The following is a 16,155-nucleotide window of genomic DNA, read 5'->3' as shown; positions in this document are numbered from 1 at the left end:
CACACCTTCATCACCCTCCGACGCTTTTGTCGGCAAACGTGCGCACACGTTGCCTACAGCCCCCAGTGCTTCAATGCCCACAGCGCGCCCATGCCCACGCCCAGCGTCAACAGCGTGCTGCGCGTACGCCAGGCCACCAGGCCCGCCAGTATCGCGGCGGGAATCTGCGGGTTCATCCAGTCGAAGTCGGCGTGCCGGTCAGGGAACACCACGGCCGGCAGCACCAATGCGGCCAGCACGCTGGCCGGCACGTAGGCCAACGCGCGGCGAAACAGCGGCGGGATGCGCAGCACGGTGTAGAACTCGATGAACGACAAGCGGACCGCGAAGGTGCCCAGGCCGATCAGCAGGAAGGTAATCCACTGGCTCATTTCGCTCATCATGCGTCCTGCTCGATGTGTTCATCCGCCACGGGCTGTACGGCTTTTGTTTTCCGCAGGTTCTCTAGGGTCAAGCCGGCGATGATCCCACCCAATGCACCCGCCAACAGGCCCAGGTTATATGGCAGGTCGACCGCCAGCACCGCGAGCAGGCCACCGGTCAGCGCTGCGCCGAGCGTCGCCCGGTTACGGATGCTGGGGATTAGCAGCGCCAGGAACGACAAAGGAATGGCAAAGCCCAGCGACCAATCTTCGGGGATGCCAGCGCCCAAGTACATGCCGGCCAGCACCGAAAGGTTCCAGCCAAACCACATGGTAATCGCCGTGCCAGCGTAGTAGTGAAAGGCGAAGCGCCCGAGTTCGCCTGAAGACATCTTCAATGAGCACAAGGCAAAGGACTGGTCGGAAAGCAGGTAGGCCATCGGCCATTTATGGCGCCGTGGCAGGTGGCTCAGGTGCGGGGCGAGGCTGGCGCTGTACATCAGGAAGCGAAGGTTGATCACCAGTGCCGTGACCACCATCGTCACCGGCAGGGCGCCGCTTTGCATCAATTGCATCACCACCATCTGCGCGGAGCCTGAATAGAACAGCAACGTCATACCGATGGCATCGGCGGGCGACAGGCCCAGGCCGATGGCCGTGACCCCGGTGATCAAGCCGAAGGGCACGACCCCGGAGGTCAACGGCAGGACGCTGTGGGCGCCTTGTCTGAACGCTTGGGTCGCGCTGGGGTACGGCATTTGAATTCCTTGACGGTGTCCGGGAGAGGGGGGCTCGCTCCCAAGGTAATGCGCGTGAAAGTTGCCCGCAATGGCTGCGTGCTAAAGGTGTTGCCCCCTGCCAGAGGAAGGGGGCTTTGCGTCAGCGCGGTCAGTCTATGTTGTTGGCCGCGGACCAATCGGCGTACCAGGTGCGGAACAACGCGTACTGCTGTTCGGCATAGCGGCGTTGGGCGTCGCTCAATGCATCGCTTTCGTTGAAGTGCAGGGCGTATTCCTGGTCGCCATTGAGCACCATCAGGTGCTTGTAGTACAGGACCAGGTCGCAGCCTTCATCGAACGATGACAGCACGGCCAGGGCCGCTTCCAGCTCGCCGGCCAGCCGGCGCGCTTTTGCATCGCCTTTGGCTGCGCGTTTGGCCAGCGCGACCAGGTGCAGCACTTCGCGCGGCAGGGCATTGCCGATGCCAGTGATGGCGCCGGTGGCATTGCAGTTGACGAAACCGTGCACCACCTGGGTATCGACGCCTACCATCAAGGTCACGTCGTCATCTTTGGAGGTGATGAATTCTGCGGCATAGCGCAGGTCGGCACCGCCGCCGAATTCCTTGAAGCCGATCAGGTTCGGGTGCTCGCGGCGCAGGTCGAAAAACAGGTCGGCGCGGGTCGCGAAGCCATAGTACGGGCTGTTGTAGATCACCGCTGGCAGCTGAGGGGCAGCGTCGAGAATGGCCTTGAAGTGGGCCTTTTGGGCTACCGCCGAGGCGCCGCGGGACAGCACGCGGGGGATCACCATCAAGCCCTGGGCGCCGACTTTGGCGGCATGGGCGGCATGGGCCACGGCTTCGCGGGAATTGACCGCACCGGTGCCAACGATGGTCGGGATGCCGGCGGCGACCAGGCGGGCCACGCCTTCCTGGCGCTCGGCCTCGGTCAGCAGCGGCCAGTCGCCCATGGAGCCGCAATACACCACGGCGCTCATGCCAGCGTCGATCAGCTCGCGGCCTTTGCGTACCAGCGCGTCGAAGTCCGGTTTGCGGTCCGGGGTGCAAGGTGTCATCAGTGCGGGGATGGTGCCGGTGAAGATGTTGCTCATGGTCATTACCTCGAGAGTTGTCATTCTTGTTGGTCGGTCAGCGCTTGGCAGTGCGCGCCACGGATTCTTCGTCCACCGCCCGCAGCGACTTGCCGCGTGTCTCCCTGGCACCGGCGACGGCAATGATCGAGATCACGGCGGAAACCACCAGGTACCAGGCGATCGGTGTGGAGCTGTTGTATTCCTTGAGCAGGGTCACTGCGATCAGCGGGGCCAGCGAACCGGCGAGGATCGGCGCGACTTGGTAGCACAGCGACAGGGCGGTGTAGCGCACATGGGTGGGGAACAGCTCGGCCATCAGGGCGGAGTAGGGCGCGTAGGTCATCGACTCGATGGCCAGGCCCAGGGTGATGGCGGCCATGATCAGCCAGTTGTTGCCGGTGTCCATCATCGGGAAGCCGATGAACCCCCAGAAGGCGGTGAGCACGGCGCCGATCAGGTACACCGGCTTGCGCCCGATGATGTCCGAGAGGTAGCCCATGAACGGGATCATGAAGAAGTGCAGCAGGTGTGCGCCAAACATCAGCAGCAGGACCTGTGACGTGTCCTTGTGCACCACCAGCTTCAGGTAGGTGATGGAGAAGGTGACGACGATGTAGTACAGAATGTTTTCGGCAAACCGCGCACCAATGCCGATCAGCACCTCGCGCCAGTATTTGGTGACCACCTCGACCACGCCCAGTTGCTGGCTTTCCATCAACTGCTGGCGGGCCTGGGCTTCTTTGAAGATGGGCGCATCGTCGACCCGGGTACGGATCCAGTAGCCAATCAGCACGACCACCGCCGAGAACCAGAACGCAACGCGCCAGCCCCAGTCCAGGAACTGCGCTTCAGTCAGGTTGGTGGAGAGCAGCAAGAGGATGACCGTGGCAATCAGGTTGCCTGCTGGCACGCCGGCTTGCGGCCAGCTGGCCCAGAATCCGCGGCGGTTGTCCGGGCTGTGTTCGGACACCAGCAATACCGCGCCGCCCCATTCACCGCCAAAGGCAAAGCCCTGGATCAACCTCAGTACCACCAGCAGGATGGGGGCGGCGTAGCCGATGCGTTCGAAGGTGGGCAAGCAGCCCATCAGGAAGGTGGTCACCCCGACGACGATCAGGCTGATCTGCAGCAGGTGCTTGCGGCCGACCTTGTCGCCGTAGTGGCCAAACACCAAGCCGCCGATGGGGCGTGCGAGAAAGCCCACGGCGTAAAGCGCGAAAGCCGCGATGATGCCGTCCATTGCACTGCCGGTCTGGCGGAAGAACAGCTGGCCGAACACCAAGGCCGATGCTGTGCCATAGAGGAAGAACTCGTACCACTCGGCAACAGCGCCCGCCATCGCGGCTGCCACCACACGTTTGATGCCTGCAGGCGCCTTGTCTGCTGTGTTCGCGGCACTCACTGATGCCGCCGTTGAGGGTGTGGCCATCGTTTTGCACTCCGATACGTATTATTGGAAGAAGGAGTAGGCAGTTCGGCATCGATTGGATGCCGTGCATTCCTTATATGGTATTTCGTATACGATATCTAGATAAGCAAAAACGAAGCCAAACAGACCGCTCACGGTAATGCGTGTAGGAGCAGCCTTGTGCTGCGAAGCGGTCAGCGCCGCCTGCGAAGATTAACGGGGTTATTACCGGCCTCTTCGCAGCACAAGGCTGCGCCTATAAAGGGCGCGCGGTGGGTGAGAGAATTAGTTATGGGGCAGGTGATCGTAAAGGCTTTGGCACACACCATTGATGTGCGCTTCGATCAGCCGAGCAGCTAGCTCCACATCCCGTGCACGGCAGGCGGCGACGATATCGCGATGCTCGTGATCGGCTCGGTCCTTGCCCGCCGACAAACTCATCTGCATGCGCAAATAACGTTCGACCTTGTCATGAATGGAGCGAATCAGGCTGATCAAGTAGGGGCGTTTTGCAGGCTCGTACAAACAAGCGTGCAACGCCCAGTTGAGGTCGGCCCAACGGCCGATGTCATCCTCGCCGATGAATTCTGCGCAGATAGCTTCAGCACGGGCAAAGTGTTCTTCGGTCATGTTGGGGATCGCCAGGCGGATCGCCTTCACTTCCAACAACACCCTCACCTCGAACATCTGCGCCAGTTCCGGCTCCGAGATGCGCGTGACCAATGCGCCACGGTTGCGATGAAAGTCCACCAGGCCTTCCGCTTCAAGGCGTTTCAAGGCTTCACGTACGGGAATCTTGCTGACATTGAAGGCGTGCGCCACTTCGTCCTGGCGCACGGGTTCGCCTTCGGCGAGCTGGCCTGAAATGATCGCCTCACGCAGGTGCTTGGCGATGATTTCCGACATAGAAGGGGTCGCCCCCAGGTTGGTGGCTTTGAAGGACGGCAGCGGCACAGGATTTTCCAGCAGGTGGCATTGCGGATATCTTATACGAAACCTTGGTCTATCCAAATCAACCGCCACCGCGGCGTCACACCAGGCTGGCTACCGGATCCTCATCTTCCGATGCGGCGACCTGCTCCTCGATCTTCGCTTGTACCTTTTGGTGCATGTCCTCTTTCATGCGCTGGGCGATCAGTTCGTCGACCTTTGCCTTCATCTCCGGCGGCAAGGCGTTGTACTCCTCTGGCGTAATGCCGATCTCACGCAGTAATTTTTCCTTGATCATCTCGCCAGGTGATTTGGCCATGTAGTCGCGAAACTCTTGCAGGGCGCTACTGGTCGTCTCTGTTTCAGCATCGGCTTGCTGGCGCGCAGCGACCTCAGGGTTTTGCAGCGCTACCTTGAGTTTGGCAAAGGCTTCTTCGCGCGCATCCTCGGCGTTTTGCTGTGAGGTGTTGCCTTGGCTGTGCTGTTGCGCTGCGGTGTTGCCGGTGGCCGCTGGCGCGCGCAGTTGCGCGGCTTGGGCGACGGCCTGTTCATCGGTGGCGCGCTGGGGTTGGTGAACTGTGGGCTGCCAGCTGACGCCGTTGGGGGCGATTATCATGTTTCCTCCTGGAAATCTCATTGGCAGGCACTCCGCGCAAAAGCCATGCCAGCACTGAACAGGCCGAAAATAGGCCTTCGGGCCTATTCCGGTTACTTTCCGGTGGGCATATGCTTGCCCGTCAGAGGCATTGCCTTGCCGCATGCGGCAACCATCAATACTGTCGGCAGCCCCTTGAACGGAGCGCAGTTGCTGGGCATCAGGGAGAGCGTCCATGAGTCAGGAAACCATGCCGGCACCCGCCGGTTTCAGTGAGCAGCAGCTGCAAACCTTGTTCGAGTTGGTAAGTGACGGCATCTGGGACTGGAATGCCAACACCGGCTACGTCTACCGCAACCCAGGCTGGTACGCCATGCTCGGCTATGCCAGTCATTCCATGGCCAACTCGGTGCTGACCTGGGAAAGCGTGATTCACCCGGAGGACTACCCGCGGGTCATGGCGCATTTCGAGGCCTACATCAATAACCGCAACGAGCGCTACCTGATCGAGTACCGCTGCCGCTGCCAGGATGGCAGCTACCTGTGGATCGAAGACAGCGGCTACATCATCGACCGCAACGACGACGGCTCGGTGGCCCGCATGCTTGGCGCCCACCGCAATATCGATGCCGGCAAGCGACGGGTGGCCCAGCTTGAGCAGCAGAACCTGTCGCTGGAAGGCCTGGTGGCCGAGCGCACCCGCGAGCTGTCCTGGGTCAACCAGCAATTGCAGCGTCAGCTGGATGAAAACCGCGAACTGGCCGAACGCGATGCGTTGACCCGCATCGCCAATCGGTACCGGCTGGAAAAGGTGTTGCTGCAAGAGTGCGAGCGCGCCCAGCGCTTCCGCCACCCCTTGTCGCTAATTGCCATGGACGTGGATGACTTCAAGCCGATCAACGATCATTACGGCCATGCCCGTGGCGATGCGGCGCTGGTGCAGGTGGTCGACAACCTGCGCACCTGCCTGCGCGAGCATGACCTGTTGGCGCGCTGGGGCGGTGACGAGTTCGTCATCGTGCTGCCGCAGACGGCGCTGGACGATGCGCTTGAAGTGGCCGCACGGTTGCGCCAGGTGATGGAGCAGGTGGAGCCGGTAGGCGAGTGTCGCCTGACCATGAGCTATGGGGTGGTGCAGTGGCAGGAGGGTCAAGACCCGGATGATTTGTTGGCCCGCGCTGACAAAGCCCTGTATCGCGCCAAAGGCGCGGGTAAGAACGCGATAGCTGAATGAGCTGACGATGGGTGAATGGGGCCGCTGCGATGGGTCGCACAGCGGCCCCTTTGGCCGCCACAGGTCCCCGCTGAGCGAAAGAAAAAAGACCCGCGGCGCCTTGCGGCGCAGCGGGCCAAATCGGCCTCAGCCGCTTCAGTGTCAGATATGCAAGGCGTGGCCCAGTGCACGCAACGCAGCTTCCTGTACCGCTTCACCCAGCGTCGGGTGGGCGTGGATGGTACCGGCGATGTCCTCAAGGCAGGCGCCCATTTCCAGCGATTGGGCAAAGGCCGTGGACAGTTCCGAGACCGCCACGCCAACCGCTTGCCAACCCAAGATCAGGTGATTGTCGCGGCGCGCCACCACGCGCACGAAGCCGGCTTTCGACTCAAGGCTCATGGCCCGGCCATTTGCCGCGAACGGGAACTGCGCGACGATGCAGTCCAGGCCTTGTTGGCTGGCTTGCTCCGGCGTCTTGCCGACCACCACGATTTCCGGGTCGGTAAAGCACACTGCGGCGATCGCATTCGGCTCGAAGCGCCGTGCCTTGCCAGCGATGATCTCGGCGACCATCTCGCCCTGGGCCATGGCCCGGTGTGCGAGCATTGGTTCACCCGCCACATCGCCGATGGCCCAGACATTGCGCATGCTGGTCTGGCAGCGTTCGTCGATGGCGATGGCGGCGCCGTTCATCTTCAGTTCCAGCGATTCAAGGTTGAAGCCTTGAGTACGCGGGCGCCGGCCGACAGCCACCAGCACCCGGTCGGCCTCCAGGCGCAGTTGCTGGCCTTGGCCATCACGGGCCAGCAGGCAACCGTTCTCGTAACCCTCGACGCTATGGCCCAGGTGCACGGCAATGCCCAGCTTCTTCAGCGCCTCGGCCACCGGTGCGGTCAGCTCGCTGTCGTAGGTCGGCAGGATGCGCTCGCGCGCTTCCACCACGCTCACCTGCGCGCCCAGCTTGCGGTAGGCGATACCCAACTCCAGGCCGATATAACCACCGCCCACCACAACCAGGTGCCGCGGCAAGGTTTCGGGTGCCAACGCTTCGGTCGAGGAAATGATCGGCCCACCCAGCGGCAGCATCGGCAGTTCGACGCTGTTGGAACCTGTGGCCAGCAACAGGTGCTCGCACTGGATGCGTTGGCCGTCGACGTCGACATGCTTGCCGTCGAGGACCTTCGCCCAGCCATGGATCACCTTGACCCCGTGCTTCTTCAGCAAGGCAGCCACCCCGGTGGTCAGGCGGTCGACGATGCCGTCTTTCCAGGCCACGCTGCGGGTGATGTCCAGGCGCGGTGAGCTGACACTGATGCCCAGTGGCGATGGCTCGGTGTAGCGCGAGGTCTGGTGGAACTGCTCGGCGACATGAATCAGCGCCTTGGACGGAATACAGCCAACGTTGAGGCAAGTGCCGCCCAACGCCTGGCCTTCCACCAGCACGGTGGGAATACCCAATTGCCCGGCGCGGATGGCGGCCACATAGCCGCCAGGGCCGCCGCCGATGATCAGCAGGGTGGTTTCGATAGTCTGTTGCATGCTCACTCCACGAACAGGCAGGCGGGTTGCTCAAGCAGGCCACGCACGGCCTGGATGAACAGCGCAGCATCCATGCCGTCGACCACCCGGTGGTCGAACGAGCTGGACAGGTTCATCATCTTGCGTATGACGATCTGGCCGTCGATCACCATCGGCCGCTCGACCATGCGGTTGACGCCGACGATCGCCACTTCCGGGGTGTTGACCACCGGTGTACTGACGATGCCGCCCAACGCGCCGAGGCTGGTCAGGGTGATGGTCGAGCCAGACAATTCCTCGCGGCTGGCCTTGTTGCTGCGCGCGGCGGTCGCCAAACGGCCGATCTCGCTGGCATTGCCCCACAGGCTGCCGGCTTCGGCGTGGCGCAGTACCGGTACCATCAGGCCATTGTCGCCTTGGGTGGCGATGCCCACATGCACCGCGCCATGGCGGGTGATGATTTGCGCTTCGTCGTCATAGGTGGCGTTGATCTGCGGGAAGTCGCGCAGGGCCACGACCAACGCGCGGACCAAAAACGGCAGCAGGGTCAGCTTGCCGCGGCTGTCGCCGTGCTTCTGGTTGAGCTGCTGGCGCAGGGCTTCCAGGGCTGTGACGTCGATCTCTTCGACGTAGCTGAAGTGCGCGACCCGGCGCTTGGCGTCCTGCATGCGCTGGGCGATCTTGCGGCGCAGGCCGATGACTTGCACCTGCTCGCTGTCGGTACGCTTGGCGTAGCCACTGGGCGCTTGCCCGGCGGCGGTCTGTGGCTTGCTCATGAACGCATCGAGGTCTTCGTGCAGGATGCGCCCGGCTGGGCCGCTGCCATGCACGTAGCGCAGCTCGATGCCGGCATCCAGCGCACGCTTGCGCACAGCTGGGGAGGCCAGCGGCTTGTCGCCCGCCTGTCGCGGCACGATGGGCGCGGCTGTGGCGGTGGCTGCGGCCTGGCAGGCTGGCGCTGCGACGGCGGCACGCGCTGGCGGTGTGTTGGCTGCTGGCGCGGCCACTGGCTCGACGGGCTTGGCTTCAGCGGGCTTGCCCTGCGGCGCGTCGACATGGTTGCCGCTGCCTTCCACTTCGATGCGGATCAGCTCGCTGCCGACCGCCATCACCTCACCCGGCTGGCCACCCAGGGCCAATACCTTGCCGCTGACCGGCGAAGGGATTTCCACGGTCGCCTTGTCGGTCATGACATCGGCCACCACCTGGTCTTCGGCGATCACATCACCGACCTTGACGAACCACTCGACCAACTCGACTTGCGCGATGCCTTCGCCAATGTCCGGCATCTTGATGACGTGCGTGCCCATTCAGACCTCCATGACCCGTTTCAATGCCGCACCTACCCGCGAAGGCCCTGGGAAGTAAGCCCATTCCTGTGCGTGAGGGTAGGGGGTGTCCCAACCGGTGACGCGCTCGATCGGCGCTTCGAGGTGATGGAAGCAGTGCTCCTGAACCAGCGCCACCAACTCGGCACCGAAACCGCAGGTGCGGGTAGCCTCGTGCACCACCACGCAACGGCCGGTCTTTTTCACCGACGCGACGATGGTCTCCAGGTCCAGCGGCCACAGGCTGCGCAGGTCGATGACTTCGGCATCGACGCCGGTTTCCTCGGCGGCCACTTGGGCCACGTAGACCGTGGTGCCATACGTCAGCACGGTAACGTCGCTGCCGGGGCGGGTGATTGCCGCCTTGTCCAACGGCACGGTGTAGTAGCCATCCGGCACGGCGCTGTGCGGGTGCTTGGACCACGGCGTCACAGGGCGGTCGTGGTGGCCGTCGAACGGGCCGTTGTAGAGGCGTTTGGGCTCAAGGAAAATGACCGGGTCGTCGCATTCGATCGAGGCGATCAGCAGGCCCTTGGCGTCATAGGGGTTGGACGGCATGACGGTGCGGAGCCCGCACACCTGGGTGAACATCGCTTCGGGGCTCTGGCTGTGCGTCTGGCCGCCATAGATGCCGCCACCGCAGGGCATGCGCAGGGTCAGCGGGGAGATGAACTCGCCGGCCGAGCGATAGCGCAGGCGGGCCATTTCCGACACGATCTGGTCGGAGGCCGGGTAGAAGTAGTCGGCAAACTGGATTTCCACCACCGGGCGCAGGCCGTAGGCGCCCATGCCCACGGCAGTGCCGACGATGCCGCTTTCCGAGATCGGGGCGTCGAACACGCGCGACTTGCCGTACTTGGTCTGCAAGCCTTCAGTGCAGCGGAACACGCCACCGAAGTAGCCGACGTCCTGGCCGTAGATCACGACATTGTCGTCACGCTCAAGCATGATATCCATGGCCGAGCGCAGGGCCTGGATCATGGTCATGGTAGTGGTGGCCATGGCGGTTTCCGGGTTGATGCTGTTGTTATGGTCGTTCATCTCAAACCCCCAGTTCCTGGCGTTGACGGCGCAGGTGTTCGGGCATTTCCTTGTACACGTCCTCGAACATCGAGGCCGCGCTCGGGATATGGCCGTTGGCCAGGGTGCCGTACTGTTCAGCTTCCTTCTGCGCGGCGATGACCGCAGCCTCGAACTCGGCGGTGACCGCCTGGTGCTCTTCCTCGGACCAGTGGCCGATCTTGATCAGATGCTGCTTCAGGCGGGCGATCGGGTCGCCCAGCGGGAAGTGGCTCCAGTCATCGGCAGGGCGGTACTTGGACGGGTCGTCGGAGGTGGAGTGCGGGCCGGCACGGTAAGTGACCCATTCGATCAGGCATGGGCCCAGGCCACGGCGGGCGCGTTCGGCGGCCCAGCGCGAGGCGGCGTACACAGCGACGAAGTCGTTGCCGTCGACGCGCAGGGAGGCGATACCGCAGCCCACGCCACGGCCGGCGAAGGTGGTCGATTCACCGCCAGCAATGGCCTGGAAGGTGGATATCGCCCACTGGTTGTTGACCACGTTGAGGATCACCGGCGCGCGGTACACGTGGGCAAAGGTCAGGGCGGTATGGAAGTCCGACTCGGCGGTGGCGCCGTCGCCGATCCAGGCTGAGGCGATCTTGGTATCGCCCTTGATCGCCGAGGCCATGGCCCAGCCGACCGCCTGCACGAACTGGGTCGCCAGGTTGCCGCTGATGGTGAAGAACCCGGCCTCGCGTACCGAGTACATGATCGGCAGCTGGCGCCCCTTGAGCGGGTCGCGCTCGTTGGACAGCAACTGGCAGATCATCTCCACCAGTGACACGTCCCGGGCCATCAGGATGCTCTGCTGGCGGTAGGTGGGGAAGCACATGTCGGTGCGGTTCAGGGCCAGGGCCTGGGCGCTGCCGATGGCTTCCTCGCCCAAGCTCTGCATGTAGAAGGACATCTTTTTCTGGCGCTGGGCAACCACCATGCGGCTGTCGAAGATGCGCGTCTTGAGCATGGCGCGCATGCCTTGGCGCAGCACCTGCGGGTCGATGTCTTCGGCCCATGGGCCGAGGGCGTCACCGTGCGCGTCCAACACGCGGATCAGGCTGTTGGACAGCTCTGCGGTGTCGGCAGCGTCGACGTCGATGGACGGTTTGCGGACAACACCTGCATCGTTCAGACGCAGGTAGGAAAAATCGGTCTGGCAGCCTGGCCGGCCGGTGGGCTCGGGCACATGCAAACGCAGGGGGGCGTACTCGTTCATGCTTTTTACGCTCGCTCGAATGTTGTTTTTGTGAGCTCTGAAGCGGCCGCCGCTGAGTACCGGCTTGTGACTGGTAAGTCAGCGTCACCTACATCTTAGTGGCACGGCAGGAGAATTTTTCTCTCAAGTTGGTTGCCTTTGCTGACGGGCGCAGATAAACATTCCGCATAAACACAAAAAACCGGTGAATTTGTCTCATGCGCAAACTCGATCGTACCGATATCGGTATTCTCAACAGCCTTCAGGAAAACGCCCGCATCACCAACGCGGAGCTGGCGCGGTCGGTCAACCTGTCGCCCACCCCCTGTTTCAATCGGGTCAAAGCGATGGAAGAGCTGGGGGTGATCCGCCAGCAGGTGACCTTGTTGTCGCCGGAGGCGTTGGGGCTGGACGTGAATGTGTTCATCCATGTGAGCCTGGAAAAACAGGTCGAGCAGTCGCTGCACCGCTTCGAGGAAGAGATCGCCGAGCGCCCCGAGGTGATGGAGTGCTACCTGATGACGGGCGACCCGGATTACCTGCTGCGGGTGTTGCTGCCCAGTATTCAAGCGCTGGAGCGGTTTCTCGATTACCTGACGCGGTTGCCGGGCGTGGCGAATATCCGGTCGAGTTTTGCCTTGAAGCAGGTGCGCTATAAAACGGCGCTGCCATTGCCCGCGAATGGGATGACCCTGCGCGAATAAGGGAAGCGGAATTACACACCTGTAGGAGCAGCCTTGCGCTGCGAAGAGGCCGGTGAAATCACCGTAGATCTTTGGTGTTTACACTGGCCTCTTCGCAGCACAAGGCTGCTCCTACCTGATTCGGGCGGCCTGAAATAGAGGCAAGCAAGAAAAAGCCCCGCCAGTTCGCACTGGCGGGGCTTTTTCATTCAGCCTTGGCTATCAGCCGTGATGAGGTTTGTGCTCATCAGCGGTTTCCAGGGCAGTTTCCTGCGTCGATGCAGCAGCTTCCTGCGCGGCTTTAGCCGCAGCCTCGGCTTCACGCTTGCGGCGACGCACTTCACGTGGGTCGTTAGGCGCGCGGCCGTTTGCCAGCATTACAGTGGCGGTTTCAACCACGACAGGTGCTTCGACCGGTGCGGGCTCTACCGCAACTGGAGCAGGCTCAGCGACCACTTCCGGTTGGGCTTCGGCAGCCGGAGCAGGTGCTTCAATGACCGGTGCCTGTTCGATGAAGGCCGGGGCCTTTTCGATTTCACCGGCTTCGACCGCTGGAGCTTCCACTGGGGCTTCGGCAACCACTGCAGGTTCGGCCGCAGGGGCTTCTTCCACGACCGGCTGTGGCGCAACTTCAACCACAGGTTCGGCAGTCGCTTCCACCACTACGGGTTCGCTGACAGGTTGTTCGACCACCGGAGCAATGGCGACTTCCTCGGCCTGTGCAACGGCTTCGACCTGCTCGGCGGGCTTGGCGACTTCGCGGGTGTCGGTTTCGGCGACTTCAGCGGTGGCGCGCTCGGCCTGCTGATTGGCTTGGGCTTCGGCATCGGCACTGATGCTGCTGCTGGCAACAGCCGCGGTCACAGCCAGGCCGGCAGCCAGTTCGGCACCCAGCTCGCTGGCCTGGTGCTGTTGTGGCTGCTCTTCGCTGCCGTCGTCTTCGCTACCTTCGATCAGCTCACCGTTGGCATTGCGCTGACGCTCGCGACGGTTGCTGCGACGACGCTGGCCGCGGGAACGGCGGCGCGGACGCTCGCCATCGGCGCCTTCCTGCTCGTCTTGCAGCAACTCTTCGTTCGGCAGTTGCTCTTCGGCAAGCTCTGCAGCCTGCTCGGTGGCTTCTTCGCTGGCACGTGGCTGGCGCTCTTCACGCGGTGGGCGTGGGGCACGCTCTTCACGTGGGGCGCGTTCTTCGCGGGGTGCGCGTTCTTCACGTGGGGCACGCTCTTCACGCGGAGCACGCTCTTCACGCGGAGCACGTTCTTCACGCGGCGCGCGCTCTTCGCGAGGGGCACGCTCTTCACGCGGTGCACGCTCTTCGCGTGGGGCGCGTTCTTCACGGGCTACACGCTCTTCGCGTGGCTGGCGCTCTTCACGGGCAGCGGGTGCCGGCGTGGCTTCCAGCGGCTCGCGCAGTTCGCGTACCGGGCGTTCTTCGCGGTTGCCACGACGGTCTTCGCGAGGCTGACGTGGTTGGCGCTCTTCGCGCGGTGCACGTTCTTCACGCGGTGCACGTTCTTCACGCGGGGCACGTTCTTCACGTGGTGCGCGTTCTTCGCGAGGCTGACGCTCTTCGCGTGGTGCGCGCTCGGCACGCTCTTCGCGTGGCTTGCGCTCTTCGTCGCGACGGCCGTTACGGTTGCGGGTCTGCTGGCGGCCGTTGCGACGCTCTTCGTTGCGTGGGGTGCGTTCAGCAGCTGGTTTTTCGGCTGTGACGGCCGGTGCGGCGACCGGTTCGTCCTTGCCGGCGAACAGGCTGACCAGCGACTTGACCAGGCCTTTGAACAGGCTTGGCTCTGGGGCGCTTGGCGCTGGGGCTACAGGTGCGGCAGGCTGCTGCGGCTCTTCGACAGTGCTCGGCACCGGCGCGTTGGCGCGGGCCGGGGCAGTCTTCACCGCGGCTTCCTGGCGAACCAGGGTGCGGGTGGCGGTCGGCTGCGGCGCTTCTTCGGTTTCGGTGGCGGCGATCTCGTAGCTGGACAGGTTGTTCAGCACTTCAGGGTTGTCGTCGCGCAGGCGCTGGACTTCGAAGTGCGGGGTTTCCAGGTGATCGTTCGGCAGGATGATGATGCGTGCACGGGTGCGCAGTTCGATCTTGGTGATCGAGTTGCGTTTCTCGTTCAGCAGGAAAGCAGCGACCGGGATCGGCACCTGGGCGCGCACTTCGGCAGTGCGGTCCTTCAGCGCTTCTTCCTCGATCAGGCGCAGGATGGCCAGCGACAGCGACTCGACGTCGCGGATGATGCCGGTACCCGAGCAGCGTGGGCAGACGATGCCGCTGCTTTCGCCCAGCGATGGGCGCAGGCGCTGACGGGACATTTCCAGCAGGCCGAAGCGCGAGATACGGCCAACCTGAACGCGGGCGCGGTCGGCCTCAAGGCACTCACGCACACGCTCTTCGACGGCGCGCTGGTTTTTGGCCGGGGTCATGTCGATGAAGTCGATGACGATCAGGCCGCCGATATCACGCAGACGCAGTTGGCGGGCGATTTCTTCGGCCGCTTCCAGGTTGGTCTGCAGGGCGGTTTCCTCGATGTCGCTGCCTTTGGTGGCGCGCGCCGAGTTGATGTCGATAGAGACCAGGGCCTCGGTCGGGTCGATTACGATCGAGCCGCCGGACGGCAGGTCGACGACGCGCTGGAAGGCGGTCTCGATCTGGCTCTCGATCTGGAAGCGGTTGAACAGCGGGACGCTGTCTTCGTACAGCTTGACCTTGCTGGCGTACTGCGGCATCACCTGGCGGATGAAGGTCAGGGCTTCTTCCTGAGCGTCCATGCTGTCGATCAGCACTTCGCCGATGTCCTGGCGCAGGTAGTCGCGGATGGCGCGGATGATGACGTTGCTTTCCTGATAGATCAGGAATGGCGCGGCGCGGTCAAGGGAAGCTTCCTTGATGGCGGTCCACAGCTGCAGCAGGTAGTCGAGGTCCCATTGCATTTCTTCGCTGCTGCGGCCAAGGCCGGCAGTGCGCACGATCAGGCCCATGTCGCCCGGCACGGTCAGGCCGTTCAGGGCTTCGCGCAGCTCGTTGCGCTCTTCGCCTTCGATGCGGCGGGAGATGCCGCCAGCGCGTGGGTTGTTAGGCATCAGCACCAGGTAGCGGCCGGCCAGGCTGATGAAGGTGGTGAGGGCGGCGCCTTTGTTGCCGCGCTCTTCCTTCTCGACCTGGACGATGACTTCCTGGCCTTCGCTGAGGACGTCCTTGATGTTGACGCGGCCTTCGGGGGACTTCTTGAAGTACTCGCGGGAGATTTCTTTCAGCGGCAGGAAGCCGTGACGTTCGGAGCCGAAGTCGACGAAGGCGGCTTCGAGGCTAGGTTCGATGCGGGTGATCTTGCCTTTGTAGATGTTGGCCTTTTTCTGCTCACGGGCGCCGGACTCGATGTCCAGGTCGTAGAGGCGTTGGCCGTCCACCAGGGCTACACGCAACTCTTCGGGTTGAGTTGCGTTAATCAGCATTCTTTTCATGTTGTACCGTCGGTTTCCGGGCTGCCGGAAACGGCGTTCGGCACACACGACGTCTCATGGTCGGTGCCAAGGTGCGCAAAGGGTGGCGGGGCCACCCCCGTGTCGAGCGACGTTCGGCACCAGCCGGTTGCCCAGCCTGCCGTTGTCACGACGACGCGTCCTGTTTGCTGCGGTGCCTAGCTGGCCCTTGTGGCTTTCGAATAGGTATCCGAATCAACCCAGCGGGCCAAGTGCACTCAGTCAGGAGGAGGAATCAACCTTCAGCCGTGGACGCCCGGAGGCATCTGTTTCAGGACCTTATCCGCTCGCCGCCCATGTCAGTGGGCCGGTGGCCGGACGCGGTGCTACACGGTCCGAGGGCTGTGCATCTCCACCCTGCACGTATCCCTGATAATTCGGGTGCTGCCGCGCGCTGAATCCGCAACGGGTTGCATTTTTCGCCAGCGCGGGTTCCGCGCTGGCGCCATTCATGTCCAAGGCAGGTATTTCCGAAGCATTCGCCGTGCGTTGCGTGGAAGCGACGAGGCGGGCAGAGGTGCAGCGAAAAGAATCGGGTAAGCAGGTGAAACACCGCACTT

At 63.1% G+C, this 16,155-nt stretch carries 13 protein-coding genes; 2 read left to right on the top strand and 11 right to left on the bottom strand.

The features are described from left to right. Positions 1 to 53: 53 nt before the first annotated feature. From HU764_RS18665 to HU764_RS18640, 6 genes are all read right to left on the bottom strand, one after another. On the bottom strand, positions 54 to 380 hold the full coding sequence (locus HU764_RS18665; protein ID WP_099430121.1) for an AzlD domain-containing protein: 327 nt from the start codon (positions 378 to 380) through the stop codon (positions 54 to 56). Next, the gene (locus tag HU764_RS18660; protein ID WP_186681980.1) at positions 380 to 1,120 is read right to left on the bottom strand and encodes an AzlC family ABC transporter permease; all 741 of its coding nucleotides are present in this window, start codon (positions 1,118 to 1,120) and stop codon (positions 380 to 382) included. The genes HU764_RS18665 and HU764_RS18660 overlap by 1 nt, the downstream gene beginning before the upstream one ends. A gap of 130 nt (positions 1,121 to 1,250) precedes the next feature. Further along, complete coding sequence (locus HU764_RS18655; protein WP_420876197.1) at positions 1,251 to 2,195, bottom strand: dihydrodipicolinate synthase family protein; 945 nt, start codon at positions 2,193 to 2,195, stop codon at positions 1,251 to 1,253. A 37-nt stretch (positions 2,196 to 2,232) separates the two neighbouring features. Next, on the bottom strand, positions 2,233 to 3,606 hold the full coding sequence (gene abaF, locus HU764_RS18650) for a fosfomycin efflux MFS transporter AbaF (protein ID WP_273003976.1): 1,374 nt from the start codon (positions 3,604 to 3,606) through the stop codon (positions 2,233 to 2,235). A gap of 264 nt (positions 3,607 to 3,870) precedes the next feature. Continuing rightward, complete coding sequence (locus HU764_RS18645; RefSeq protein ID WP_186682068.1) at positions 3,871 to 4,491, bottom strand: GntR family transcriptional regulator; 621 nt, start codon at positions 4,489 to 4,491, stop codon at positions 3,871 to 3,873. 124 nt (positions 4,492 to 4,615) lie between these two features. Further along, positions 4,616 to 5,131: a hypothetical protein gene (locus HU764_RS18640; protein WP_099454960.1), complete on the bottom strand. Its 516-nt coding sequence runs from the start codon at positions 5,129 to 5,131 to the stop codon at positions 4,616 to 4,618. Between the two features lie 214 nt (positions 5,132 to 5,345). On the opposite strand from HU764_RS18640, the gene HU764_RS18635 reads away from it, so the two are divergent. Continuing rightward, positions 5,346 to 6,344: a sensor domain-containing diguanylate cyclase gene (locus HU764_RS18635; RefSeq protein WP_186681982.1), complete on the top strand. Its 999-nt coding sequence runs from the start codon at positions 5,346 to 5,348 to the stop codon at positions 6,342 to 6,344. A 141-nt stretch (positions 6,345 to 6,485) separates the two neighbouring features. Here HU764_RS18635 and lpdA read toward each other — a convergent pair whose 3' ends face one another. Genes lpdA through HU764_RS18615 form a run of 4 tightly spaced genes read right to left on the bottom strand, consistent with a single transcriptional unit; the run spans position 6,486 to position 11,447 of the window. Then, positions 6,486 to 7,865, bottom strand: coding sequence for a dihydrolipoyl dehydrogenase (gene lpdA, locus HU764_RS18630; RefSeq protein ID WP_186681984.1), 1,380 nt, complete (start codon positions 7,863 to 7,865; stop codon positions 6,486 to 6,488). Positions 7,866 to 7,867: 2 nt separating this feature from the next. Then, positions 7,868 to 9,154, bottom strand: a complete 1,287-nt coding sequence (locus tag HU764_RS18625) for a dihydrolipoamide acetyltransferase family protein (RefSeq protein WP_186703651.1) — start codon at positions 9,152 to 9,154, stop codon at positions 7,868 to 7,870. Continuing rightward, positions 9,155 to 10,213: an alpha-ketoacid dehydrogenase subunit beta gene (locus HU764_RS18620; RefSeq protein WP_186681988.1), complete on the bottom strand. Its 1,059-nt coding sequence runs from the start codon at positions 10,211 to 10,213 to the stop codon at positions 9,155 to 9,157. A 1-nt stretch (position 10,214) separates the two neighbouring features. Next, on the bottom strand, positions 10,215 to 11,447 hold the full coding sequence (locus tag HU764_RS18615) for a 3-methyl-2-oxobutanoate dehydrogenase (2-methylpropanoyl-transferring) subunit alpha (protein ID WP_027593064.1): 1,233 nt from the start codon (positions 11,445 to 11,447) through the stop codon (positions 10,215 to 10,217). Between the two features lie 197 nt (positions 11,448 to 11,644). Here HU764_RS18615 and bkdR point away from each other — a divergent pair, with 197 nt between their 5' ends. Further along, the gene (bkdR, locus tag HU764_RS18610) at positions 11,645 to 12,130 is read left to right on the top strand and encodes a Bkd operon transcriptional regulator BkdR (protein WP_027593063.1); all 486 of its coding nucleotides are present in this window, start codon (positions 11,645 to 11,647) and stop codon (positions 12,128 to 12,130) included. A 201-nt stretch (positions 12,131 to 12,331) separates the two neighbouring features. Here bkdR and rne read toward each other — a convergent pair whose 3' ends face one another. Further along, complete coding sequence (gene rne / locus HU764_RS18605) at positions 12,332 to 15,577, bottom strand: ribonuclease E (protein WP_186703650.1); 3,246 nt, start codon at positions 15,575 to 15,577, stop codon at positions 12,332 to 12,334. Positions 15,578 to 16,155: the final 578 nt, after the last annotated feature.

This window comes from Pseudomonas kermanshahensis (assembly GCF_014269205.2).
In the GTDB taxonomy this organism is placed as follows: domain Bacteria; phylum Pseudomonadota; class Gammaproteobacteria; order Pseudomonadales; family Pseudomonadaceae; genus Aquipseudomonas; species Aquipseudomonas kermanshahensis.
Note: the sequence above shows the minus strand (reverse complement) of the source record. Positions and strands in the feature narration are given on the sequence as shown.

What these genes read in the sequence shown, in the direction of transcription:
- HU764_RS18635 (WP_186681982.1), top strand. Translation starts at nt 5,346, where the DNA reads ATGAGTCAGGAAACCATGCCGGCACCCGCCGGTTTCAGTGAGCAGCAG.
- HU764_RS18625 (WP_186703651.1), bottom strand. Translation starts at nt 9,154, where the DNA reads ATGGGCACGCACGTCATCAAGATGCCGGACATTGGCGAAGGCATCGCG.
- HU764_RS18620 (WP_186681988.1), bottom strand. Translation starts at nt 10,213, where the DNA reads ATGAACGACCATAACAACAGCATCAACCCGGAAACCGCCATGGCCACC.
- HU764_RS18655 (WP_420876197.1), bottom strand. Translation starts at nt 2,195, where the DNA reads ATGAGCAACATCTTCACCGGCACCATCCCCGCACTGATGACACCTTGC.
- HU764_RS18640 (WP_099454960.1), bottom strand. Translation starts at nt 5,131, where the DNA reads ATGATAATCGCCCCCAACGGCGTCAGCTGGCAGCCCACAGTTCACCAA.
- HU764_RS18660 (WP_186681980.1), bottom strand. Translation starts at nt 1,120, where the DNA reads ATGCCGTACCCCAGCGCGACCCAAGCGTTCAGACAAGGCGCCCACAGC.
- HU764_RS18645 (WP_186682068.1), bottom strand. Translation starts at nt 4,491, where the DNA reads ATGTCGGAAATCATCGCCAAGCACCTGCGTGAGGCGATCATTTCAGGC.
- HU764_RS18665 (WP_099430121.1), bottom strand. Translation starts at nt 380, where the DNA reads ATGAGCGAAATGAGCCAGTGGATTACCTTCCTGCTGATCGGCCTGGGC.
- abaF (WP_273003976.1), bottom strand. Translation starts at nt 3,606, where the DNA reads ATGGCCACACCCTCAACGGCGGCATCAGTGAGTGCCGCGAACACAGCA.
- lpdA (WP_186681984.1), bottom strand. Translation starts at nt 7,865, where the DNA reads ATGCAACAGACTATCGAAACCACCCTGCTGATCATCGGCGGCGGCCCT.
- bkdR (WP_027593063.1), top strand. Translation starts at nt 11,645, where the DNA reads ATGCGCAAACTCGATCGTACCGATATCGGTATTCTCAACAGCCTTCAG.
- rne (WP_186703650.1), bottom strand. Translation starts at nt 15,577, where the DNA reads ATGAAAAGAATGCTGATTAACGCAACTCAACCCGAAGAGTTGCGTGTA.
- HU764_RS18615 (WP_027593064.1), bottom strand. Translation starts at nt 11,447, where the DNA reads ATGAACGAGTACGCCCCCCTGCGTTTGCATGTGCCCGAGCCCACCGGC.